Source organism: Streptomyces sp. 3211.6 (assembly GCF_003634815.1).
GTDB classification, from domain to species: Bacteria; Actinomycetota; Actinomycetes; order Streptomycetales; family Streptomycetaceae; genus Streptomyces; species Streptomyces katrae_A.
The window spans coordinates 5,293,929-5,311,250 of sequence record NZ_RBXC01000001.1 but is presented as its reverse complement, the minus strand read 5'-3'; the positions used below and the strand labels follow the sequence as shown (position 1 = coordinate 5,311,250).

At 71.8% G+C, this 17,322-nt stretch carries 18 protein-coding genes; 8 read left to right on the top strand and 10 right to left on the bottom strand.

What is annotated here, in order from left to right:
• Positions 1–48: 48 nt before the first annotated feature.
• On the top strand, positions 49–822 hold the full coding sequence (locus BX286_RS24735) for a class I SAM-dependent methyltransferase (protein WP_079431952.1): 774 nt from the start codon (positions 49–51) through the stop codon (positions 820–822).
• Between the two features lie 72 nt (positions 823–894).
• Here BX286_RS24735 and BX286_RS24730 read toward each other — a convergent pair whose 3' ends face one another.
• Genes BX286_RS24730 through BX286_RS24720 form a run of 3 tightly spaced genes read right to left on the bottom strand, consistent with a single transcriptional unit; the run spans position 895 to position 3,603 of the window.
• Positions 895–1,647 carry an amino acid ABC transporter ATP-binding protein gene (locus BX286_RS24730; protein WP_079431951.1) on the bottom strand — a complete coding sequence of 251 codons (753 nt, stop codon included), beginning with the start codon at positions 1,645–1,647 and terminating at the stop codon, positions 895–897.
• A 20-nt stretch (positions 1,648–1,667) separates the two neighbouring features.
• Entirely contained in the window at positions 1,668–2,624 is a 957-nt protein-coding gene (locus tag BX286_RS24725) for an amino acid ABC transporter permease (RefSeq protein WP_079429732.1), read from the bottom strand.
• A gap of 31 nt (positions 2,625–2,655) precedes the next feature.
• Positions 2,656–3,603: an ABC transporter substrate-binding protein gene (locus BX286_RS24720; protein ID WP_079429731.1), complete on the bottom strand. Its 948-nt coding sequence runs from the start codon at positions 3,601–3,603 to the stop codon at positions 2,656–2,658.
• 527 nt (positions 3,604–4,130) lie between these two features.
• On the opposite strand from BX286_RS24720, the gene BX286_RS24715 reads away from it, so the two are divergent.
• The 4 genes from BX286_RS24715 (at position 4,131) to BX286_RS24700 (ending at position 7,601) form a co-directional block, all read left to right on the top strand.
• Complete coding sequence (locus tag BX286_RS24715) at positions 4,131–5,333, top strand: NADP-dependent malic enzyme (protein WP_121016330.1); 1,203 nt, start codon at positions 4,131–4,133, stop codon at positions 5,331–5,333.
• Between the two features lie 464 nt (positions 5,334–5,797).
• Complete coding sequence (locus tag BX286_RS24710) at positions 5,798–6,760, top strand: zinc-binding dehydrogenase (protein ID WP_079429729.1); 963 nt, start codon at positions 5,798–5,800, stop codon at positions 6,758–6,760.
• Between the two features lie 71 nt (positions 6,761–6,831).
• Complete coding sequence (locus BX286_RS24705) at positions 6,832–7,041, top strand: helix-turn-helix domain-containing protein (protein ID WP_042818984.1); 210 nt, start codon at positions 6,832–6,834, stop codon at positions 7,039–7,041.
• Positions 7,041–7,601, top strand: a complete 561-nt coding sequence (locus tag BX286_RS24700) for a Clp protease N-terminal domain-containing protein (protein ID WP_121016328.1) — start codon at positions 7,041–7,043, stop codon at positions 7,599–7,601. The genes BX286_RS24705 and BX286_RS24700 overlap by 1 nt, the downstream gene beginning before the upstream one ends.
• On the opposite strand, the gene BX286_RS24695 is transcribed toward BX286_RS24700, so the two are convergent.
• The 3 genes from BX286_RS24695 to BX286_RS24680 all read right to left on the bottom strand — a co-directional run bounded on the left by BX286_RS24695 (position 7,602) and on the right by BX286_RS24680 (position 10,941).
• Complete coding sequence (locus BX286_RS24695; RefSeq protein WP_079429726.1) at positions 7,602–8,492, bottom strand: PadR family transcriptional regulator; 891 nt, start codon at positions 8,490–8,492, stop codon at positions 7,602–7,604. It abuts the gene before it with no gap.
• Between the two features lies 1 nt (position 8,493).
• Entirely contained in the window at positions 8,494–9,417 is a 924-nt protein-coding gene (locus BX286_RS24690) for a DUF4097 family beta strand repeat-containing protein (protein WP_079429725.1), read from the bottom strand.
• Positions 9,418–10,008: 591 nt separating this feature from the next.
• Complete coding sequence (locus BX286_RS24680) at positions 10,009–10,941, bottom strand: LysR family transcriptional regulator (RefSeq protein WP_079429723.1); 933 nt, start codon at positions 10,939–10,941, stop codon at positions 10,009–10,011.
• A 225-nt stretch (positions 10,942–11,166) separates the two neighbouring features.
• Here BX286_RS24680 and snpA point away from each other — a divergent pair, with 225 nt between their 5' ends.
• Positions 11,167–11,832, top strand: coding sequence for a snapalysin (gene snpA, locus BX286_RS24675; RefSeq protein WP_100862889.1), 666 nt, complete (start codon positions 11,167–11,169; stop codon positions 11,830–11,832).
• Between the two features lie 56 nt (positions 11,833–11,888).
• Here the strand turns inward: snpA and BX286_RS24670 are convergent, their stop codons facing one another.
• From BX286_RS24670 to BX286_RS24655, 4 genes are all read right to left on the bottom strand, one after another.
• Entirely contained in the window at positions 11,889–12,092 is a 204-nt protein-coding gene (locus tag BX286_RS24670; RefSeq protein WP_079429722.1) for a hypothetical protein, read from the bottom strand.
• Positions 12,082–12,774 carry a GNAT family N-acetyltransferase gene (locus BX286_RS24665; RefSeq protein WP_261993507.1) on the bottom strand — a complete coding sequence of 231 codons (693 nt, stop codon included), beginning with the start codon at positions 12,772–12,774 and terminating at the stop codon, positions 12,082–12,084. Before BX286_RS24665 ends, BX286_RS24670 begins: the two co-directional genes overlap by 11 nt.
• 116 nt (positions 12,775–12,890) lie before the next feature.
• Positions 12,891–13,940 (bottom strand): family 2 encapsulin nanocompartment cargo protein polyprenyl transferase, encoded by a 1,050-nt coding sequence (locus BX286_RS24660; protein ID WP_079429720.1) that lies wholly within the window; start codon positions 13,938–13,940, stop codon positions 12,891–12,893.
• Entirely contained in the window at positions 13,940–15,346 is a 1,407-nt protein-coding gene (locus BX286_RS24655; RefSeq protein ID WP_079429719.1) for a family 2B encapsulin nanocompartment shell protein, read from the bottom strand. The genes BX286_RS24660 and BX286_RS24655 overlap by 1 nt, the downstream gene beginning before the upstream one ends.
• Before the next feature lie 306 nt (positions 15,347–15,652).
• On the opposite strand from BX286_RS24655, the gene BX286_RS24650 reads away from it, so the two are divergent.
• Together BX286_RS24650 and BX286_RS24645 are read left to right on the top strand one after the other, a co-directional pair.
• Positions 15,653–16,243: an N-acetylmuramoyl-L-alanine amidase gene (locus tag BX286_RS24650; protein ID WP_100862891.1), complete on the top strand. Its 591-nt coding sequence runs from the start codon at positions 15,653–15,655 to the stop codon at positions 16,241–16,243.
• 10 nt (positions 16,244–16,253) lie between these two features.
• Positions 16,254–17,147, top strand: coding sequence for a 1-aminocyclopropane-1-carboxylate deaminase/D-cysteine desulfhydrase (locus tag BX286_RS24645; RefSeq protein WP_121016324.1), 894 nt, complete (start codon positions 16,254–16,256; stop codon positions 17,145–17,147).
• The last annotated feature ends 175 nt before the right edge of the window (positions 17,148–17,322 follow it).

Here is a 17,322-nt window from a genome sequence, read left to right as displayed (position 1 = left end):
GTAACGGCTGCTCTCGCTTCGAGGGTATTACGTATGGAGGGGTTCGGGATGACGGATACGGTGACTGGCTCGTTCGGTACGGACTGGCAGGCCTGGCAGGACAGCTGGGACCGCCAGCAGGAGTGGTACATGCCCGACCGCGAGGAGCGGTTCCGGGTGATGCTGGACATGGTCGAGGCGCTGACCGGCCCCGCCCCCCGGGTGCTGGACCTCGCGTGCGGTACGGGAAGTATCACGGACCGCCTCTTCAAAAGGTTCCCGCAGGCCCGCAGCACCGGGCTGGATCTCGACCCCGCCCTGCTGACGATCGCCCGGGGCCACTTCGCGGGCGACGACCGGGTCACCTTCGTCACCGCCGACCTCAAGGACCCCGACTGGCGCGCCGCGCTCCCGTACGACTCCTACGACGCCGTACTGACCGCCACGGCCCTGCACTGGCTGCACAGCGAGGAGCTGGCGGTCCTCTACGGCCAGATCGCGCCGCTGGTCCGCCCGGGCGGGGTGTTCATGAACGCCGACCACATGCCCGACGCCTCGACCCCGCTGATCAACGCCGCCGACCGGGCCCAGCGGCACGCCGGGATGGACCGGGCGAAGGCGGCCGGGATCCTGGACTGGCGCGACTGGTGGGCCCTGGCCGCCGCCGACCCGGTGCTGGCCGAGCCGACGAAGGCCCGTTTCGCGATCTACGGAGAGCACGCCGACGGGGACACCCCCGACGAGTTCTGGCACGCCCGCACCCTGCGGGAGGCCGGCTTCGCGGAGGCCCGTACGGTCTGGCGCTCCCCCTCGGACGCGCTGGTCCTAGGTCTGAAGCAGTAAATTCCGGCGGCAGCGCGAAGGGGCGGTACGGACCTCCGTACCGCCCCTTCGCGCCGTGTCACCGCCGCGCGGCTACAGCACCTTGGACAGGAACGCCTTGGTGCGGTCGTGCTGCGGGTTGCCCAGCACCTCGCGCGGGTGGCCGGACTCGACCACGACGCCGCCGTCCATGAAGACGAGGTTGTCGCCGACCTCGCGGGCGAAGCCCATCTCGTGGGTCACCACGATCATGGTCATGCCCGACTCGGCCAGGTCGCGCATGACGTCGAGGACGTCGCCGACCAGCTCGGGGTCGAGGGCCGAGGTGGGCTCGTCGAAGAGCATCAGCTTCGGCTCCATGGCCAGCGCGCGGGCGATCGCCACGCGCTGCTGCTGGCCGCCGGAGAGCTGGGTCGGGTAGTTCCCGCCCTTGTCGCCGAGGCCGACCCGGTCCAGGAGCTTGACCGCGCGCTCGCGGGCCACCGCCTTGGACTCGCCCTTGACCATGACCGGGGCTTCCATGACGTTCTCTATGGCCGTCATGTGCGGGAAGAGGTTGAAGCGCTGGAAGACCATGCCGATGTCCCGGCGCTGGGCCGCGACCTCGCTGTCCTTCAGCTCGTAGAGCTTGTCGCCCTTCTGCTTGTAGCCCACCAGCTGGCCGTCGACCGAGAGCCGGCCGGCGTTGATGCGCTCCAGGTGGTTGATGCAGCGCAGGAAGGTGGACTTGCCGGAGCCGGACGGGCCGACCAGGCAGAACACCTCTCGGGGGGCGACCTCCAGGTCGATGCCCCGCAGGATGTGGGCGGCGCCGTACGACTTGTGGACGCCTTCGGCCTTGACCATCGGCTGAGCGGTCTTGGCGGTCATCGCGCGACCTCCGTACGGCGGAACATGTTCAGGTTGGCCTTCAGCCGCTCGAACGGCGTGGGCGGCAGGGTGCGCTGCGCGCCGCGGGCGTAGCGGCGCTCCAGGTAGTACTGGCCGACGCTGAAGACGCTGGTCAGGGCCAGGTACCAGATGGAGGCGACGAAGTACATCTCGATGACCGCGCCGGCGGTGCTGCCGATGTTGGAGCTGGCCCGCAGGAGTTCGGTGTACTGGACCGCCGAGACCAGGGAGGAGGTCTTCAGCATGTTGATGAACTCGTTGCCGGTCGGCGGGATGATCACGCGCATGGCCTGCGGGAGCACGACGCGGCGCATGGTCTGCGTCTGGGTCATGCCCAGCGCGTGGGAGGCCTCGGACTGGCCCTCGTCGACGGACTGGATGCCCGCCCGGACGATCTCCGCCATGTAGGCGCCCTCGTTCAGGCCGAGGCCCAGGAGAGCCACCATGAACGGGGTCATGACGTCGACGGTCTCGTTCTTGTAGATCGGACCGAGGTTGATGTACTGGAAGATCAGCGGGAGGCTGAACCAGACCAGCAGCTGGACGTAGACCGGGGTGCCGCGGAAGAACCAGATGTAGAGCCAGGACACGAAGCTGGTGACCGGGTTCTTCGAGAGGCGCATCACCGCGAAGAGGATGCCGAGCACGAGGCCCAGCGCCATCGAGGTGATGCTGATGATGACGGTGTTGCCGAGGCCGGCGAGGACCGAGGAGTCGAAGAGCTTGTCGCCGACCGTCGCCCAGATGATCTTGCCCTGGGAGAAGGCGTAGACGAGCCACGCGAGCACCACGGCCACGACGACGGCGCTGATCCAGCGGCCGTAGTGCCGTACGGGGATTGCCTTGATGGCCTCGTAGGGGGTGGTGCCCGAGGCGCCGGGCCCGGCCGGCGGAGTGGCGTCTGCCGGACCCTTGTCGATCTTGTCAGTCACAATGACTGCCCTTCAGTGGAGCGCTTCGGTGTTACTTGCCGGCGTTGATCGTGGCGGACTGCACGGCGCCGTCCTTCACGTTCCACTTCTCCAGGACCTTGGCGTAGGAGCCGTCCTTGATGATGGCGTCGACGGCTTCCTTGAGGGCGTCGCGGAGCTGGGTGTTGTCCTTGGAGACCGCGATGCCGAAGAGGCCGACGTCGGACTGCTGGCCGCCGACCTCGAAGTCGTTGCCGCCGCCCGAGGTCTTCGCGATGTACGAGGTGACCGGGAAGTCGTTCAGGTCGGCGACGGCGCCGCCGGCCTTCACGCGGACCTGCGCGTCGGCGTCCGTGTCGAAGGCCTCGATGGTGAGCTTCTTGTCCCCGCACTTCTCGGCCTGGGCCTTGAAGGTGTCCTCGTAGATGGTGCCGCGCTGGACGGCGACCGTCTTGCCGCAGAGGTCGTCGAGGGACTTGATGTTGTCCGGGTTGCCCTTCTTGACCAGGAGGGAGACGCCGGAGGACATGTAGTCGACGAAGTCGACGCCCTTGCCGATCTTCTGGCCCTTGTCGTCGAGGCCTTCCTGGCGCTTCTTGTTGTCCGTGATCGAGGAGATGGCCACGTCCTGGCGGCCGGTCTCCAGGGAGGTGATCAGGCCGTCGAAGGTGCCGGAGGTGAACTGGAGCTTCACGCCGAGCTGCTTGCCGAGCGCCTCGGCGATGTCCGGGTCCACGCCGACGATCTTGCCGCCGTCCACGTACTCCATCGGGGCGTAGGCGGTGTCGGAGCCGACCTTGATGACACCCGCGTCCTGGATCTTCTTCGGGAGCTTGGAGAACAGCGGGGCGCTCTTGTCCGCCGTACCCGTACCGGAAGACGACTTGTCGGTCTGGTCGCCACAGCCGGTGAGGATCAGGGCGCCGGCGACCGCGATCGCGCCGACCGCGGCGATCCGGGACCGGGCGGCGGTCGTACGACGGGTGGTGCTTGCGGTCATGAGCTGGTTCCTCCGACGGGGGTGGAAAAGCATCCGAGAACAGGTCGAGCACGCACCATCGAGTGCCGCGACCTTGTGTGATTACGGCATCTTGCCATTCGGACTGGCGCATTCAGGGTGCCCGTGAGGTCAAAATCAGATAACGGGCGCCCCCGACTACCCAACAGGACTGCGGGCAAGGCCCCTCGGAGCCGCACAAACCGCCGTGACCTGGCATTTTCGCCTCACTATTTACGGCTCGTCTCAGGTGGTGGACAGCAACCTTTGGACTTTTGGCCAAAACCGGGACAAGGACCCTACGATCAGTCCGGAATCGACTCGTCTGGGCGTGTGCTCTTCGGGTAGAACAGATCCTTACACCCCTCATCCGGGGCTCAGGGCGCGCGTGCGGCGCGCCCGCGCGTACGAACCTCCCCTCTGCGGAGACGGGCCAACCGTCGACGCGGAGTACGGACGCGGTGCCCGCCCACCCCTTAACCAGGAGTGGCCACCCTCAATCAACACAAGGACTTAAGGGGTCACACGAAGTGGCAGCCGAGATCGTCAACCCTCGCAGCGACAGTGCGACGGACAACAACCCCGATGCGGTCTTCGCGCTGCACCGGGGCGGCAAGATGGCCATCCAGGCCACCGTGCCCGTCAAGGACAAGGATGACCTGTCCCTGGCCTACACGCCCGGCGTGGCGAAGGTGTGCACCGCCATCGCCGAGCAGCCGGAACTCGTGAACGAGTACACCTGGAAGTCCAACGTGGTCGCCGTCGTCACCGACGGCACGGCCGTGCTCGGACTCGGTGACATCGGTCCCGAGGCCTCCCTCCCCGTCATGGAGGGCAAGGCGATTCTGTTCAAGCAGTTCGGCGGCGTGGACGCGGTTCCGATCGCGCTCGCGACCAAGGACACGGACGAGATCGTCGAGACGGTCATCCGTCTGGCGCCGTCCTTCGGCGGGGTGAACCTGGAGGACATCTCCGCCCCCCGCTGCTTCGAGATCGAGCGGCGCCTCCAGGAGGCGCTGGACATCCCGATCTTCCACGACGACCAGCACGGCACGGCCATCGTGACGCTGGCCGCCCTGCGCAACGCGGCCAAGCTGACCGGCCGCACCCTCGGCGACCTGCGCGCCGTGATCGCGGGCGCCGGCGCGGCGGGCATCGCCATCGCCAAGATCCTCGTGGACGCGGGCATCGGCGACGTCTGCGTCACCGACCGCAAGGGCGTCGTCTCGGCGGACCGCGTCGACCTGACGGACGTCAAGGCGGAGATCGCGGGCCTGACCAACAAGTCGGGCCTGACCGGCACGCTGGAGGAGGCCCTCGCGGGCGCGGACGTCTTCATCGGCGTCTCCGGCGGCACGGTCGGCGAGGAGGCCGTGGCCACGATGGCGCAGAACTCCTTCGTCTTCGCCATGGCCAACCCGAACCCCGAGGTGCACCCCGACGTCGCGCACAAGTACGCGGCGGTCGTGGCCACGGGCCGTTCGGACTTCCCGAACCAGATCAACAACGTGCTGGCCTTCCCGGGCATCTTCGCGGGTGCCCTGAAGGTCCGCGCGACCCGGATCACCGAGGGCATGAAGATCGCCGCCGCCGACGCCATCGCCGGTGTCGTGGGTGACGAGCTCGCCGCCGACTACGTGATCCCCTCGCCGTTCGACGAGCGCGTCGCCGAGGCCGTCACGGCCGCGGTCGCCGCGGCGGCGAAGGCCGACGGTGTGGCCCGCCTCGTCTGAGTGACGGGCGGGGCCCCGCGGGGCTGAACGGGTGAGGCCCGGCCGGAGTGATCCGGCCGGGCCTCTTCGTGTACGGAGGGCCGCCGCGCAGGGGAACGCACCCTCCCCGCCCCCGAACGGGGAGGGGACGTCCCGGGTCCTTCGCCGCGGCCGGCCGTGGGCCTCCTCACCGAACGGACCAGGCACGACCAGGTACGACCGGGCGCGCGGAAAGAGCGCGCGAAGGGCGCCCCGGGAACGCAGAAGGAGTGTGCGGAGCCCGTGACACGCTCACGACGAGCCACCGCATGGCCTGAATATTACCCCCATCCGGAGGCTGCCGATCTCTTCCGTTTAGGCCTATGCAGCCCGCAAACCGCATGGCACGGAAGGTAGTTGAGGGATCTCACTCCGCTTCCATTCCGGCCCATCCACACCCCCGCACCCCTGGTCACGGGCCCTACCGACCGGTAGCCTCTGGCGCCATGTTCGCTGCCTACGCCGCCCGAATCGACCGAGACCAGCCGCTGAGCGGCCTTGAGCTGGGCGAACGCCCGGCCCCCGAGGCCCGCCCCGGCTGGGTGACCGTCAACGTCAAAGCCGCCTCGCTCAACCACCACGACCTGTGGTCCCTGCGCGGGGTGGGCCTCGACGCCGACAAACTGCCCATGATCCTCGGCTGCGACGCGGCCGGCACCGACCAGGACGGCAACGAGGTCGTCCTGCACTCCGTGATCGGCCAGAGCGGCCACGGCGTCGGCCCGGACGAGCCCCGCTCGGTGCTCACCGAGCGCTACCAGGGGACCTTCGCCGAGCAGGTCAGCGTCCCGGCGTGGAACGTGCTGCGCAAGCCCGCCGAGCTGTCCTTCGCGGAGGCCGCCTGCATGCCGACGGCCTGGCTGACGGCGTACCGGATGCTCTTCACCAACGCCGGGGTCCGCCCCGGCGACTCGGTCCTCGTCCAGGGCGCGGGCGGCGGGGTCGCCACCGCCGCGATCGTCCTGGGCAAGGCCGCGGGCCTGCGGGTCTACGCCACCAGCCGGGACGAGGCCAAGCGCAAGCGCGCCGTGGAACTGGGCGCGATCGAGGCCTTCCCGCCGGGCGCCCGGCTCCCGCACCGGGTGGACGCGGTGATCGAGACGGTGGGCGCGGCCACCTGGTCCCACTCGGTCAAGTGCCTGCGCCCCGGCGGCACCCTGGTCATCTCCGGCGCCACCAGCGGCGACACCCCTGCGCACGGGGAGCTGCGGCGGATCTTCTTCCTGGAGCTGAAGGTCGTCGGCTCGACGATGGGCACGAAGGACGAACTGGAGGACCTCCTGGCGTTCTGCGCGACCACCGGGGTCCGTCCGGTCATCGACGAGGTCCTTCCGCTGGACCGCGCCCGCGAGGGCTTCGAACGCCTCGAAGCGGGCGACCTGTTCGGAAAGATCGTCCTCACGGTCTGAGCCGCACCCCCTCCCGCACTCCGCCGTCAATCAGGGTTGACACCCCTCCCGTGTCAACCTACATTGACAGCATGACCGAAGCCACCGATCTCGCCGAACGGGCCGGAGACCGGGACCCCCGCGTGGGCCTGCGCGCCGTGGCCGCCCTCCGCCGGCTGCTGGAGCAGCTGGAGGCCGTCCAGGTGCGCAGCGCCCGCGCGCAGGGCTGGTCCTGGCAGGAGATCGCGGCCGAACTCGGCGTCAGCCGGCAGGCCGTGCACAAGAAGCATGGGAGGCTCTGATGTTCGAACGCTTCACCCGGGACGCCCGCGACGCGGTGTCCGGCGCCGTCGCCCAGGCCGTGGCGGCCGGAGCCGGCACCGTCACCGAGGAGCACCTGCTGCTGTCCCTGCTGAACGGGGGCGCACTGGACGGCCTCGGCGTCGACGGCCCCGCGCTCACCGCGGACCTGGAGGCCGCCCGCCGCCGGGGCGGAATGTCCCGGGCGGACGAGGAGGCCCTCGCGGGCCTCGGCATCGACCTCTCGGAGGTCGTCTCCCGCATCGAGGAGACCCACGGCGCGGGCGCCCTCACGGCCCCCGCACCCCGCAGGCGGGGGCTGGGCTCCTCGCTCCGCGAGGCCCTGGGGCGCCCCGAGCCGAAGCAGCGTCACTTCCCCTTCACCCAGGGCGCGAAGAAGACCCTGGAGCAGTCCCTGCGCATCACCCTGGGCCGCAAGGACCCCCACATCGGCACCCCGCACCTGCTCCTGGCCCTGCTCACCCGCCCCGGCACGGTCTCCGAGGTCCTGGCGGACCACGGAGTCACGTACGCGAGGGTGGAAGCGGCCCTCGCGGCCTGACTAGGCACCCGGGCGCAGGCCCGCCTCGATGCGGGCGGCCGCGGCCGCCAGGTGGGCGCGGGCCTCGGCCAGCTGGGCCGGGGTGACCCCGTGGTCGCGGGCCGCGTCCCGGATGTCGTCACGGAACCGGTCCAGCAGCCGGTCCAGGTCGCGGGCCGGATCCGCGGTGGGCGCCAGGTCCTCGGCCCAGCCCGAGCCCGAGGGGCCGGGGGCGGTGGGCGTCTCGGGCGCGGCGGCCGTGTTGCCGCCGCCCAGCCAGGCCCCGGCCAGGCTGCCGAACACCCCGCCCGTCTTGCTGAGCTGCTCCTGGAGCTGCGCGGCGATCCGCTGCACCTCCTCGCGGGCCCGCTCCTGGGCCTCCTTGGCCTGGCGGCGGGCCTGCTGGGCCTCCTCACGGGCCCGGCGGCTCTCGTCCTTGGCCCGGCGGGCCTGCTCCTTCCACTCCTGGCGCGCCTTGCGGAGCTCCTCCTTGGCGGCCTTCCAGGACTCGTCCTCGGGCTGCGTCGCCGAGGCGTTGGCCGCGGCCAGCATCTCGCGCCGCAGATCACCGGCGGCGCCCCGGACGTCGTCACGGATCTCCGCGGCCAGCTCGGACACCGAGTCGCGGATCTCCAGCTCCAGGTCGGCCAGCTCCCCGCCCCGGTCGGCCAGTTCGGCGCGGCCCGCCTCGGTGATCGAGTACACCTTGCGCCCGCCCTCGGTGGCGTACGTGACGAGCCCCTCGGCCTCCAGCTTCGCCAGCCGCGGGTACACCGTGCCCGCGGAGGGCGCGTACAGGCCCTGGAAGCGCTCCTCCAGCAGGCGGATCACCTCGTAGCCGTGGCGGGGCGCCTCGTCCAGCAGCTTGAGGAGGTAGAGGCGGAGGCGGCCGTGGGCGAAGACGGGCGGCATGTCAGAGCACCTTCTTGTCGAGCTGGAGAGGAGCGGCTGCCTCGGCGTCCGCCTGCGGGCGGCGCAGCACGGCGATGGACCCCGAGACGGTGGTGGCCCGCAGGGTGCCCGAGCCCTTGCCGAGGGTGCCGGTGATCCGCTTGGCGCCCAGCTGCCCGGTGACGCGCAGGTCCTCGAACCCGTTGGAGACGCTGCCGGTGGCGGTGTTGGCCTCGACCCTGGCGTCGGCGGGGTGCGGGAGGCGGATCGCCACCTGGCCGGAGACGGAGTTGAGGGAGATGTCCACCGGCCGGCCGGCCGCCCCGTCGAGGGCGAGGTCGATGAGCATGTCACCGCTCACGGAGTCGGCCCGTACGCTGCCGCCGGCGCCGTCGACGACCGTGAGTCCGCCGGAGACCGAGTGGAAGCCGAGCTCACCCGTGACGGACTGCACCTCGACGCCGCCGGACACGGTGTGCGCCTTGACCCGCCCGGAGAGCCCGACCAGGGTGGCGTCGCCCGAGACCCCGGTGACCTCGGTGGCGGCGGAGATGCCGGAGACGAACGCGGTCGCGCTGACGGTGGCCAGCTGGACGGCGGTGGCGGCGGGCACCGTCAGCGTGACGGTGACGCTGCGCTCCCAGGCCTTGCGCCCGTCGGCGGAGGAGCCGGACCAGGCCTTCCAGGGCTTGCCCTCGAACCACTTCTTGAAGCCCTGGGAACCGTTCCAGGGCAGGTCCTCGTAGGACACGGTGAGGACGCCGCCCTCCTGCACCACGTGCAGCGGGGGCCCGTCGACCTCGGTGACCTCCAGCCGAGCGGGCCCGTCCTCGGAGGCGACGACGTTGACGGTGCCGCCGACCACACGGACCCGCAGGTCCGTGACCGGCTGCTCGAAGGCGATCCGCTGGGGGGCGGGGACGGACCAGGTCATCTGCTCAGGCATGGTGCTGCTCCTCCTCATGGACTGACGACGACGCACGCAACATATCGCGTCTTCTGTAGAACACGATATATCGCGCTACCCCGAAGTCAAGCACGCACCCGGTCCGGCGCGGCGTCGGGGGGCGGGGCGGGGGCGGACAGCGGGGGGCCGGACGGGGGCCTAGCGGGGGGCGGACTGGGGGGCCGGACGGGGGCCGAGCGGGGGAATCGGGATTCCGGCGATGCGGCGGCGGAGGACGGGCACCCGGGACCCACGGGATCGGGGTCTGAGCTGGGCGGTCTCAGAGCAGCCCTGGGGCTTTCCCGTCAGTCCCACTGTCCTTCCGGTTCGGGCCGCCCTGTCAAGGGCGCTCCCTTCGGTCGCGTCGCTTCGCGATCGCCTTCGGCGACCCTTGACAGCCCGTCCCGCCCCGGAAAGACAAGGACTGACGGGAAAGCCCCAACCCATCCCTGAGACCGCCCAACCGAGACCCCGCCCCTCCCCCGCCCCCGGTCCGCTGACCCGGCCCGCCCCGCCCGGACCCCGCCGCGAGGTGGGTGGGCAAACACCGCCCGGCCCCCACCCCTCGAGGGGGCGATGGCGATGGCCCGCCTAAGCCACCAGCAGCGGACTCCCCTGCCGTGACAGCCAGGCCCGGTACGGCGGCGTCCCCAGGGCCGCCTCGCGGTAGGCGGCGCGGAGGTCCTCGTAGGCCTCGGCGTGTTCCCCCGGGCGGGTGGCCAGCAGGAGGCGGACCGCCAGGGGGTCGCCCAGCAACGGGCGGATCGCCATGTCGTCGCGGGGGCCCGACGTCGGCTGGCACGGGGCCACCGCCTCGCCGCTGACGATCAGTGACGCCGCCGTGTGGTAGTCGGCGTGCAGGACCTGCGGGGTGAGGCCGGCGCGGGCGAACACGCGGCGCAGGCCGTCCCATTCGCCGTCGACCGAGGGGTCCACCGTCCAGCGGTCCCCGGCCAGGTCCTGTAACTCCACCACCGCCGACCGGGCCGCCGGATGGTCCAGGGACATGGACACGAACTGCGGCTCGCGTTCCATCAGCACCCGCAGCTCCAGGCCGTCCGGCACCCGCAGCGGGCTGCCCTCCACCTCGTGCACGAAGGCCACGTCCAGCTGCCCGGCGGCGGTCATCCGCAGCAGCGCGTTGGCCGAGACGTCGACCACCAGCGTGGTCTCCGTCTCCGGTGCGCGCCGGTGCAGCCGGCGCAGCCACCCCGGCAGGGCGCGGCTCGCGGTCGAGCCGATCCGCAGCCGGGGCCCGTGCGCGGCGGCCCGCGCCTCGGCGACCAGTGCGGCCATCTCGGCGAGGAGCGGCCGCGCCCGCCCGAGCACCGTGCGCCCGAAGGGGGTCGGCCGGCAGCCGGTCCGCTCACGGAGGAACAGCTCGCCTTCCAGGGCCCGTTCGATCCGGCGCAGCTGCGTCGTCAGGGAGGGCTGACTCACGCCGAGCTGCCGGGCGGCCTTGTGCAGGCTGCCGGCGTCGGCGATGGCGCACAGCGCGCGCAGGTGCCTCACCTCGAGCTCCATGACCCGAGGGTAGGCGGGCCCCAGGGGGCCGCACCAGCCACCTATAGCCCCCCGAATCCCGCCATTCTCACGCTAGTTGACCAAGGTAAATCTCGCCGAAACCCCCCGATAGGGCGGTGTTATCGGCCTCTGACATCATCCGCCGGCCCCTTCCGCTCCCGCAGACTCCGGTACCGGATCACCCAATCCACCCCCCACTGCACCTGATGAGTAGGAGCCCCCCACATGCGCCACTCCCGCAGGACCATGCTGTCCGCCGCGTCCGTCGGCCTCGGTGTCGCCGCCGTCCTCGGCGGCGTCGTCCCCAGCGCGACGGCCGCGACCCCGGCGGGCGGCAGCCCGGCGAGCTACGCCGCGTACGAGCGCTCCCAGGAGAACCAGGCCGCCAACAAGGCGTTCTTCGAGGCCGTCCAGCGCGCGGTGGCCGAGCAGCGTGCCGCGAACCCGAGCGCCACGGCGGTCGTCACGGTCACCTACAACACCCGCAACGCGCCCAGCTTCCGTACGCAGATAGCCAATTCGACCCGTATCTGGAACGGTTCGGTCTCCAACGTGAAGCTGCAGGAGGTGTCCTCGGGCGGGAACTTCTCGTACTACGAGGGCAACGACTCCCGGGGGTCGTACGCGAGCACGGACGGGCACGGCCGGGGCTACATCTTCCTGGACTACGCGCAGAACCAGCAGTACAACTCCACCCGTGTGACGGCCCACGAGACGGGCCACGTGCTGGGTCTGCCGGACCACTACTCGGGTCCGTGCAGCGAGCTGATGTCGGGCGGCGGTCCGGGTACCTCGTGCACGAACGCCTACCCGAACAGCACGGAGCGCTCGCGCGTCAACCAGCTGTGGGCCAACGGTCTGGTCGCCTCGGGTCTCGGCACCAAGGGCTGATCCCGCACCCGCCCGCGGTACGGCAGCACCCGCGGTACGGCAGCACCCGCGGAGGGTCATCCCTCCGCGGGCACGTGCCGCGGGCAGTCCGGGGACGGGCAGGGGCCCGGGCCCCAGGTGGGTACGAAGATCCCGAGGGACTTGTGGCGCCGGACCACCGTCTCCACGGGGGTCCCGCAGGCCGGGCAGGTCTGCTGTGCGTGCCCGGCCTGCGGGGCGACCGTCGGATGCGCGTGTTCTCGTCGCTGTTCACCGGCCATACCTCCACGGTAGGCCGTTTCCGCGCGTCCGCCCGGTACGAGGACCGTGGTCGCCCACCACCCGGGCACGCGGCCCGTCCCCCGCCCCCGCGCCCAGCGGCTTGCGCCACATGGGCCACATCAGCGGGCCGTCCGGCAGCCGCACCGCCTCGCCGGTGAGCTCCCAGCCCAGCCGCTCGTAGAGCCGCATGCTCCGCTCACTGCTCGCCTCCAGGTACGCGGGGACCCCCTCCCGGTCGCAGCGTTCCAGGACGGGCCGGATCAGCTCGGTGCCCAGCCCCTCGCCCTGCCGCCCGGGCGCGACCGCGATCATGAGCAGGTACTCGTGCTCCTCGGCGGTGGGGTGGACCGCCCCCGTGAGCCGTCCGACGAGCTCGCAGCGTTCGTTGCCGGGGTCGGCCACGGCGCGCATCTTGGCCGGGATCTCGTCCTCGCCCTCCGGCTCGCCCGCCGGTATCCGCAGCCACAGGGCGGCCGCCGAGCCGTCGGCCGCGTAGTCGATCCGGCCCTCGGCCAGGGCCACGTCGACGAACACCCCGAGGAACCTGCCGTGGACGGCGGCGCGGTGGGCGGGGTCGGGGAAGACCCAGGAGCTGACCGGGTCGCTGCGGAAGGCCTCGTCCAGCAGACGCGCGACGGCGTCCCGGTCCGACTGATCCGCCTGACGTATCTCCAGCACCACGGGTCACACCCTTCACTCACGCGTCAACGACCGCGAGTGATCCTAGAGTTGGCCGGAGCGCGCGGATAGGCCCGTTCCGGCACCCCCGCGGTGCCGGAACGGGCCATCCTCCCCGTCTACTTCGTACGGCGCGTCACGAACTCCGCGAGCGCCAGCAGCCCGCCCGCCGCCGCCACGTCCGGCACCGCGCGGGACAGCTCCTGCACCGCCCGGCCCATCCGGTCGCCGGCGTGGTCCTGCGCCCAGTCGCGGCCGCCGGCCCGCTCCACGGCCCGGGCGGCCCGCCGGACGTCCTCGTCCCCGGTCATGGGGCCGGCGTACAGGGCGGCGAGCTCCTCCCCGGCCTCGGTGCCGGAGCCGAGGGCCGCCACCACCGGGAGGGACTTCTTGCGGGCGATCAGATCGGCCCCGGCCGGCTTGCCGGTGTGCCCGGGGTCCCCCCAGATGCCGATCAGGTCGTCGATCAGCTGGAAGGCCAGGCCCGCCTCCCGTCCGAAGGCGTCCATCGCCTCGACCTCCTCCGGCCCGGCGCCCGCGTACAGCGCGCCGACCGCGCAGGCGCAGCCCAGGAGGGCGCCGGTCTTGGCCGTGGCCATGGCCAGGCACTCCTCCAGGGTGACGGAGGAACGCCGTTCGAAGGCGCAGTCCGCCTGCTGCCCGGCGCACAGCTCGACGATGCAGGCCGCGAGGCGTGCCGAGGCCCGCGCCGAGGCCGGGTGCGGGTCGTCGGCGAGCATCCGCAGGGCGAGCGCCATCATCGCGTCGCCCGCGAGGAGGGCGTCGGGGATCCCGAAGACGGTCCAGGCGGTGGGCCGCCCGCGGCGGCGGGCGTCGTTGTCGATGACGTCGTCGTGCAGCAGGGTGAAGTTGTGCGCCAGCTCCACCGCGGCCGCCGCCCGTACCGCGGACTCCGGGCTGCCCTGCGGACCTCCGAGGGCCCGCGCCGAGGCGAGGACCAGGGCCGGCCGGATGGCCTTGCCCGCGCCGGCGGCGGCCGGGCTGCCGTCCTCGTGCTCCCAGCCGAGGTGGTACATCGCCACCCTCCGGGTGGGGGCGGGCAGGCTCTCGACGGCCCGGCGGAGCTCCGGGTTGACCGTTTCTCTCGTGCTGTCCAGGAGGGCGGCCGCCTCCTGTCCCTCGCCTGCGGCGATGGTGTTCGCGGCCATCAGCGCCAGCGGCCGATCTCGACGTTCTCCAGCACGCCGAGGGCGTCGGGGACCAGCACGGCGGCGGAGAAGTAGGCGGTGACCAGGTAGGAGATGATCGCCTGCTCGTTGATGCCCATGAAGCGGACCGACATGCTGGGCTCGATCTCGTCGGGGATCCCGGGCTGGTGGAGTCCGATCACGCCCTGGTTCTCCTCGCCCGTGCGCATGCAGAGGATGGACGTCGTCCGGGCGTCGCTGATCGGGATCTTGTTGGACGGGAAGATGGGCACGCCCCGCCAGGCCGGCACGCGGGTCCCGGCGACGTCGACGGTCTCGGGGTAGAGGCCGCGCTTGTTGCACTCGCGTCCGAAGGCGGCGATGGCCTTGGGGTGGGCGAGGAACAGGTTGGAGTCGCGGCGCATGGCGAGCAGCGCGTCGAAGTCGTCGGGGGTGGGCGCGCCGTCGTGGGGCTGGACGCGCTGGTCGTAGTCGGCGTTGTGGAGCAGGCCGAAGTCGGGGTTGTTGAGCATCTCGTGCTCCTGGCGCTCCCGCAGCGCCTCGACCGTCAGCCGCAGCTGCTGTTCGGTCTGGTTCATCGGGTGGTTGTAGAGGTCGGCGACGCGGGTGTGGACGCGCAGGACCGTTTGTGCAATGGAGAGTTCGTACTCGCGGGGGCGGGCCTCGTAGTCGACGAAGGTGCCGGGGAGGACGGCTTCGCCGTGGTGGCCGGCGGAGAGGTCGATGGCGGCCTCGCCGTACGGGTTGGCGTGCCGCTCGGGCTGGGTGCGCACGTCGTCCACGTGGGCGCGGAGCGAGGGGACGCGGTCGGCGAGGATCTGGAAGTCCTGGCGGGTCAGGACGAGGGCCGTGCCGGAGGTGGCGGCGCGGGCGGTGTACTCCCAGATGGCCTCGTCGTCGGTGAGGGCGTCCTCGCCGAAGTAGGCGCCGTCGGCGACGGTGCGCAGGACGGCGTCGTCGCCGTAGGGGCCGGGGCCGATGTGGTCGATGCGGCCGTGGGCGAGGAGGAAGACCTGGTCGGAGGGGCTGCCGAAAGAGGTGAGCTCCTGGCCGGCCTCGAAGTCGAGCTGCCGGCAGCGGGCGGCGAGTTCGGTGAGGACGTCCTCGTCGGTGTAGTCGCGCAGGAGGGGCAGTTCGCCGAGTTCGGCCGGGATGACCTGGACCTGGCTGCCCGTCTTGACGAACTCCACGATGCCGTTGCCGACGGAGTAGCTGAGGCGGCGGTTGAGGCGGTACGTGCCGCCCTGCACCGAGACCCAGGGGAGCATCTTCAGGAGCCACCGCGAGGTGATCTCCTGCATCTGCGGGGCGGACTTGGTGGTGCTCGCCAAGTTCCGCGCGGCCGCGGTGCCGAGACTGCGCTGCGGTGTCTGGGCTTCGGGTTCGGAGCCCGCCTGGACCGACATGTCTTCGCCTTTCGATTACTCCATGGTCTGCGGTAGAGAAGCCTTTCAGCACGCAATGCGGTCGGACCATTACACAAAAGGGTGGGACTACTCCGGGCCGCACCGGGCATCCTTCAGGGTTCAACGGCCCCTGACGTCCATCCCGGGGCGCCCCGCCCGCGGCACCCAGCCACTACGAGGTCTGCGCCCCCGCCCTCCGGCTCGCCTCGGCGTGACGGCTGGCCGAAACACGCCCTAGTCTCGGAAGGGCCGCTTCCACTACACCGGTACGTAACGAACCGAGCACGTACCGTAAGGGAGGCGGCCATGTCCGCACCCATGTCCGCGGACCGTTTCATCCACGCCCTGCGCGCCGAAGGCCTGACCGTCGTCGAGGTCGGCAGCTGGCGCACGCACAACCGCAACCACAAGGGCCCCTGGGGGCCGGTGCACGGGGTGATGATCCACCACACCGTCACCCACGGCACCGACTACACCGTGGAACTCTGCCGCGACGGGGACCGCGCCCTGCCCGGCCCGCTCTGCCACGGGGTCATCACCAAGGACGGCCGCGTCCACCTCGTCGGCTACGGCCGCGCCAACCACGCCGGCGCCGGCGACTCCGACGTCCTCGCGGCGGTCGTCGCGGAACGCCGCCTCCCCCCGGCCCACCAGGCCGACACCGACGGCAACCGCTACTTCTACGGCTTCGAGTGCGAGAACCTCGGCGACGGTGAGGACCCCTGGCCCGCTGTCCAGCTCGACGCCATCACCCGCGCGGCGGCGGCCCTGTGCCGCGTCCACGGCTGGGGCGCCCGCTCGGTCATCGGCCACCTGGAATGGCAGCCGGGCAAGATCGACCCCAAGGGCTTCACGATGGACTGGCTGCGCGAACGTGTGGCCGACCGGCTGAAGTGACAATGGACGGGTGACCCACCCCGAGCTGCGCCCCCGCCCGCCGTCCCCCCTCGCCGAGGCGGCCGACGAACGCTTCGCCGCGCACGGGGTGCGGCTCCTCCTCAAGCGGGACGACCTCGTCCACCCGGAACTCCCGGGCAACAAGTGGCGCAAACTCGCGCCGAACCTCCGAGCCGCCCTGGAGGCGGGCCACGACCAGCTCGTCACCTTCGGCGGCGCCTACTCCAACCACCTCCGTGCCACGGCGGCCGCCGGACGGCTGCTCGGCCTGGAGACGGTCGGCATCGTCCGGGGCGACGAGCTCGCGGACCGCCCCCTCAACGACTCCCTGGCCCGCTGCGCGGCCGACGGGATGCGGCTGCACTTCGTCACCCGCTCCGAGTACCGGCGCAAGGCCGAGCCGGAGGTCCTGTCCCGCCTCCTGACGGCCGCCGGGGCCCCGGACGCGTACCTGGTCCCGGAGGGCGGCAGCAACCCGCTCGCCCTCACGGGGTGCGCGGAGCTGGGGCGCGAACTGCGGGGCGCCTGCGACGTGGTGGCCGTCGCCTGCGGCACGGGAGGCACCCTGGCCGGCCTGGCGGCCGGCCTGGCCCCGGGCCAGCGCGCCCTGGGCGTCCCGGTCCTGGCGGGCGGCTTCCTGGGGCCGGAGATACGTTCCCTCCAGACGGCCGCCTTCGGAGCCCCGACCCCCAACTGGACCCTGGCCGAGGGCCACGACCACGGCGGCTACGCCCGGGTCCCCCCATCCCTCGAAGCCTTCGCCGAGGACTTCGAGTCCCGCCACGGCCTCCCGGTGGAACGCATCTACGTCGCGAAGCTCCTCCGCGCCCTGACGACCCTGACGCAGGACGGCACGTTCCCCCGAGGCACGACGCTGGCGGCGATCGTGACGGGGCGGGCGTAGGGGCGGGCCCGCCATCGCGGCGGGATCCCCGCGGGCCGGAACGGGACAGCGGACCGGTGCTGAGGTGGGCGGGGCCACACTCAGTGCCGGTCCGCTGTCCGGTTCCGGCCCGCCCGGGCCCCGCTGCGAGGTGGGTGGGCAGACACCGCCCGGCCCCTACCCCTCGAGGGGGCGA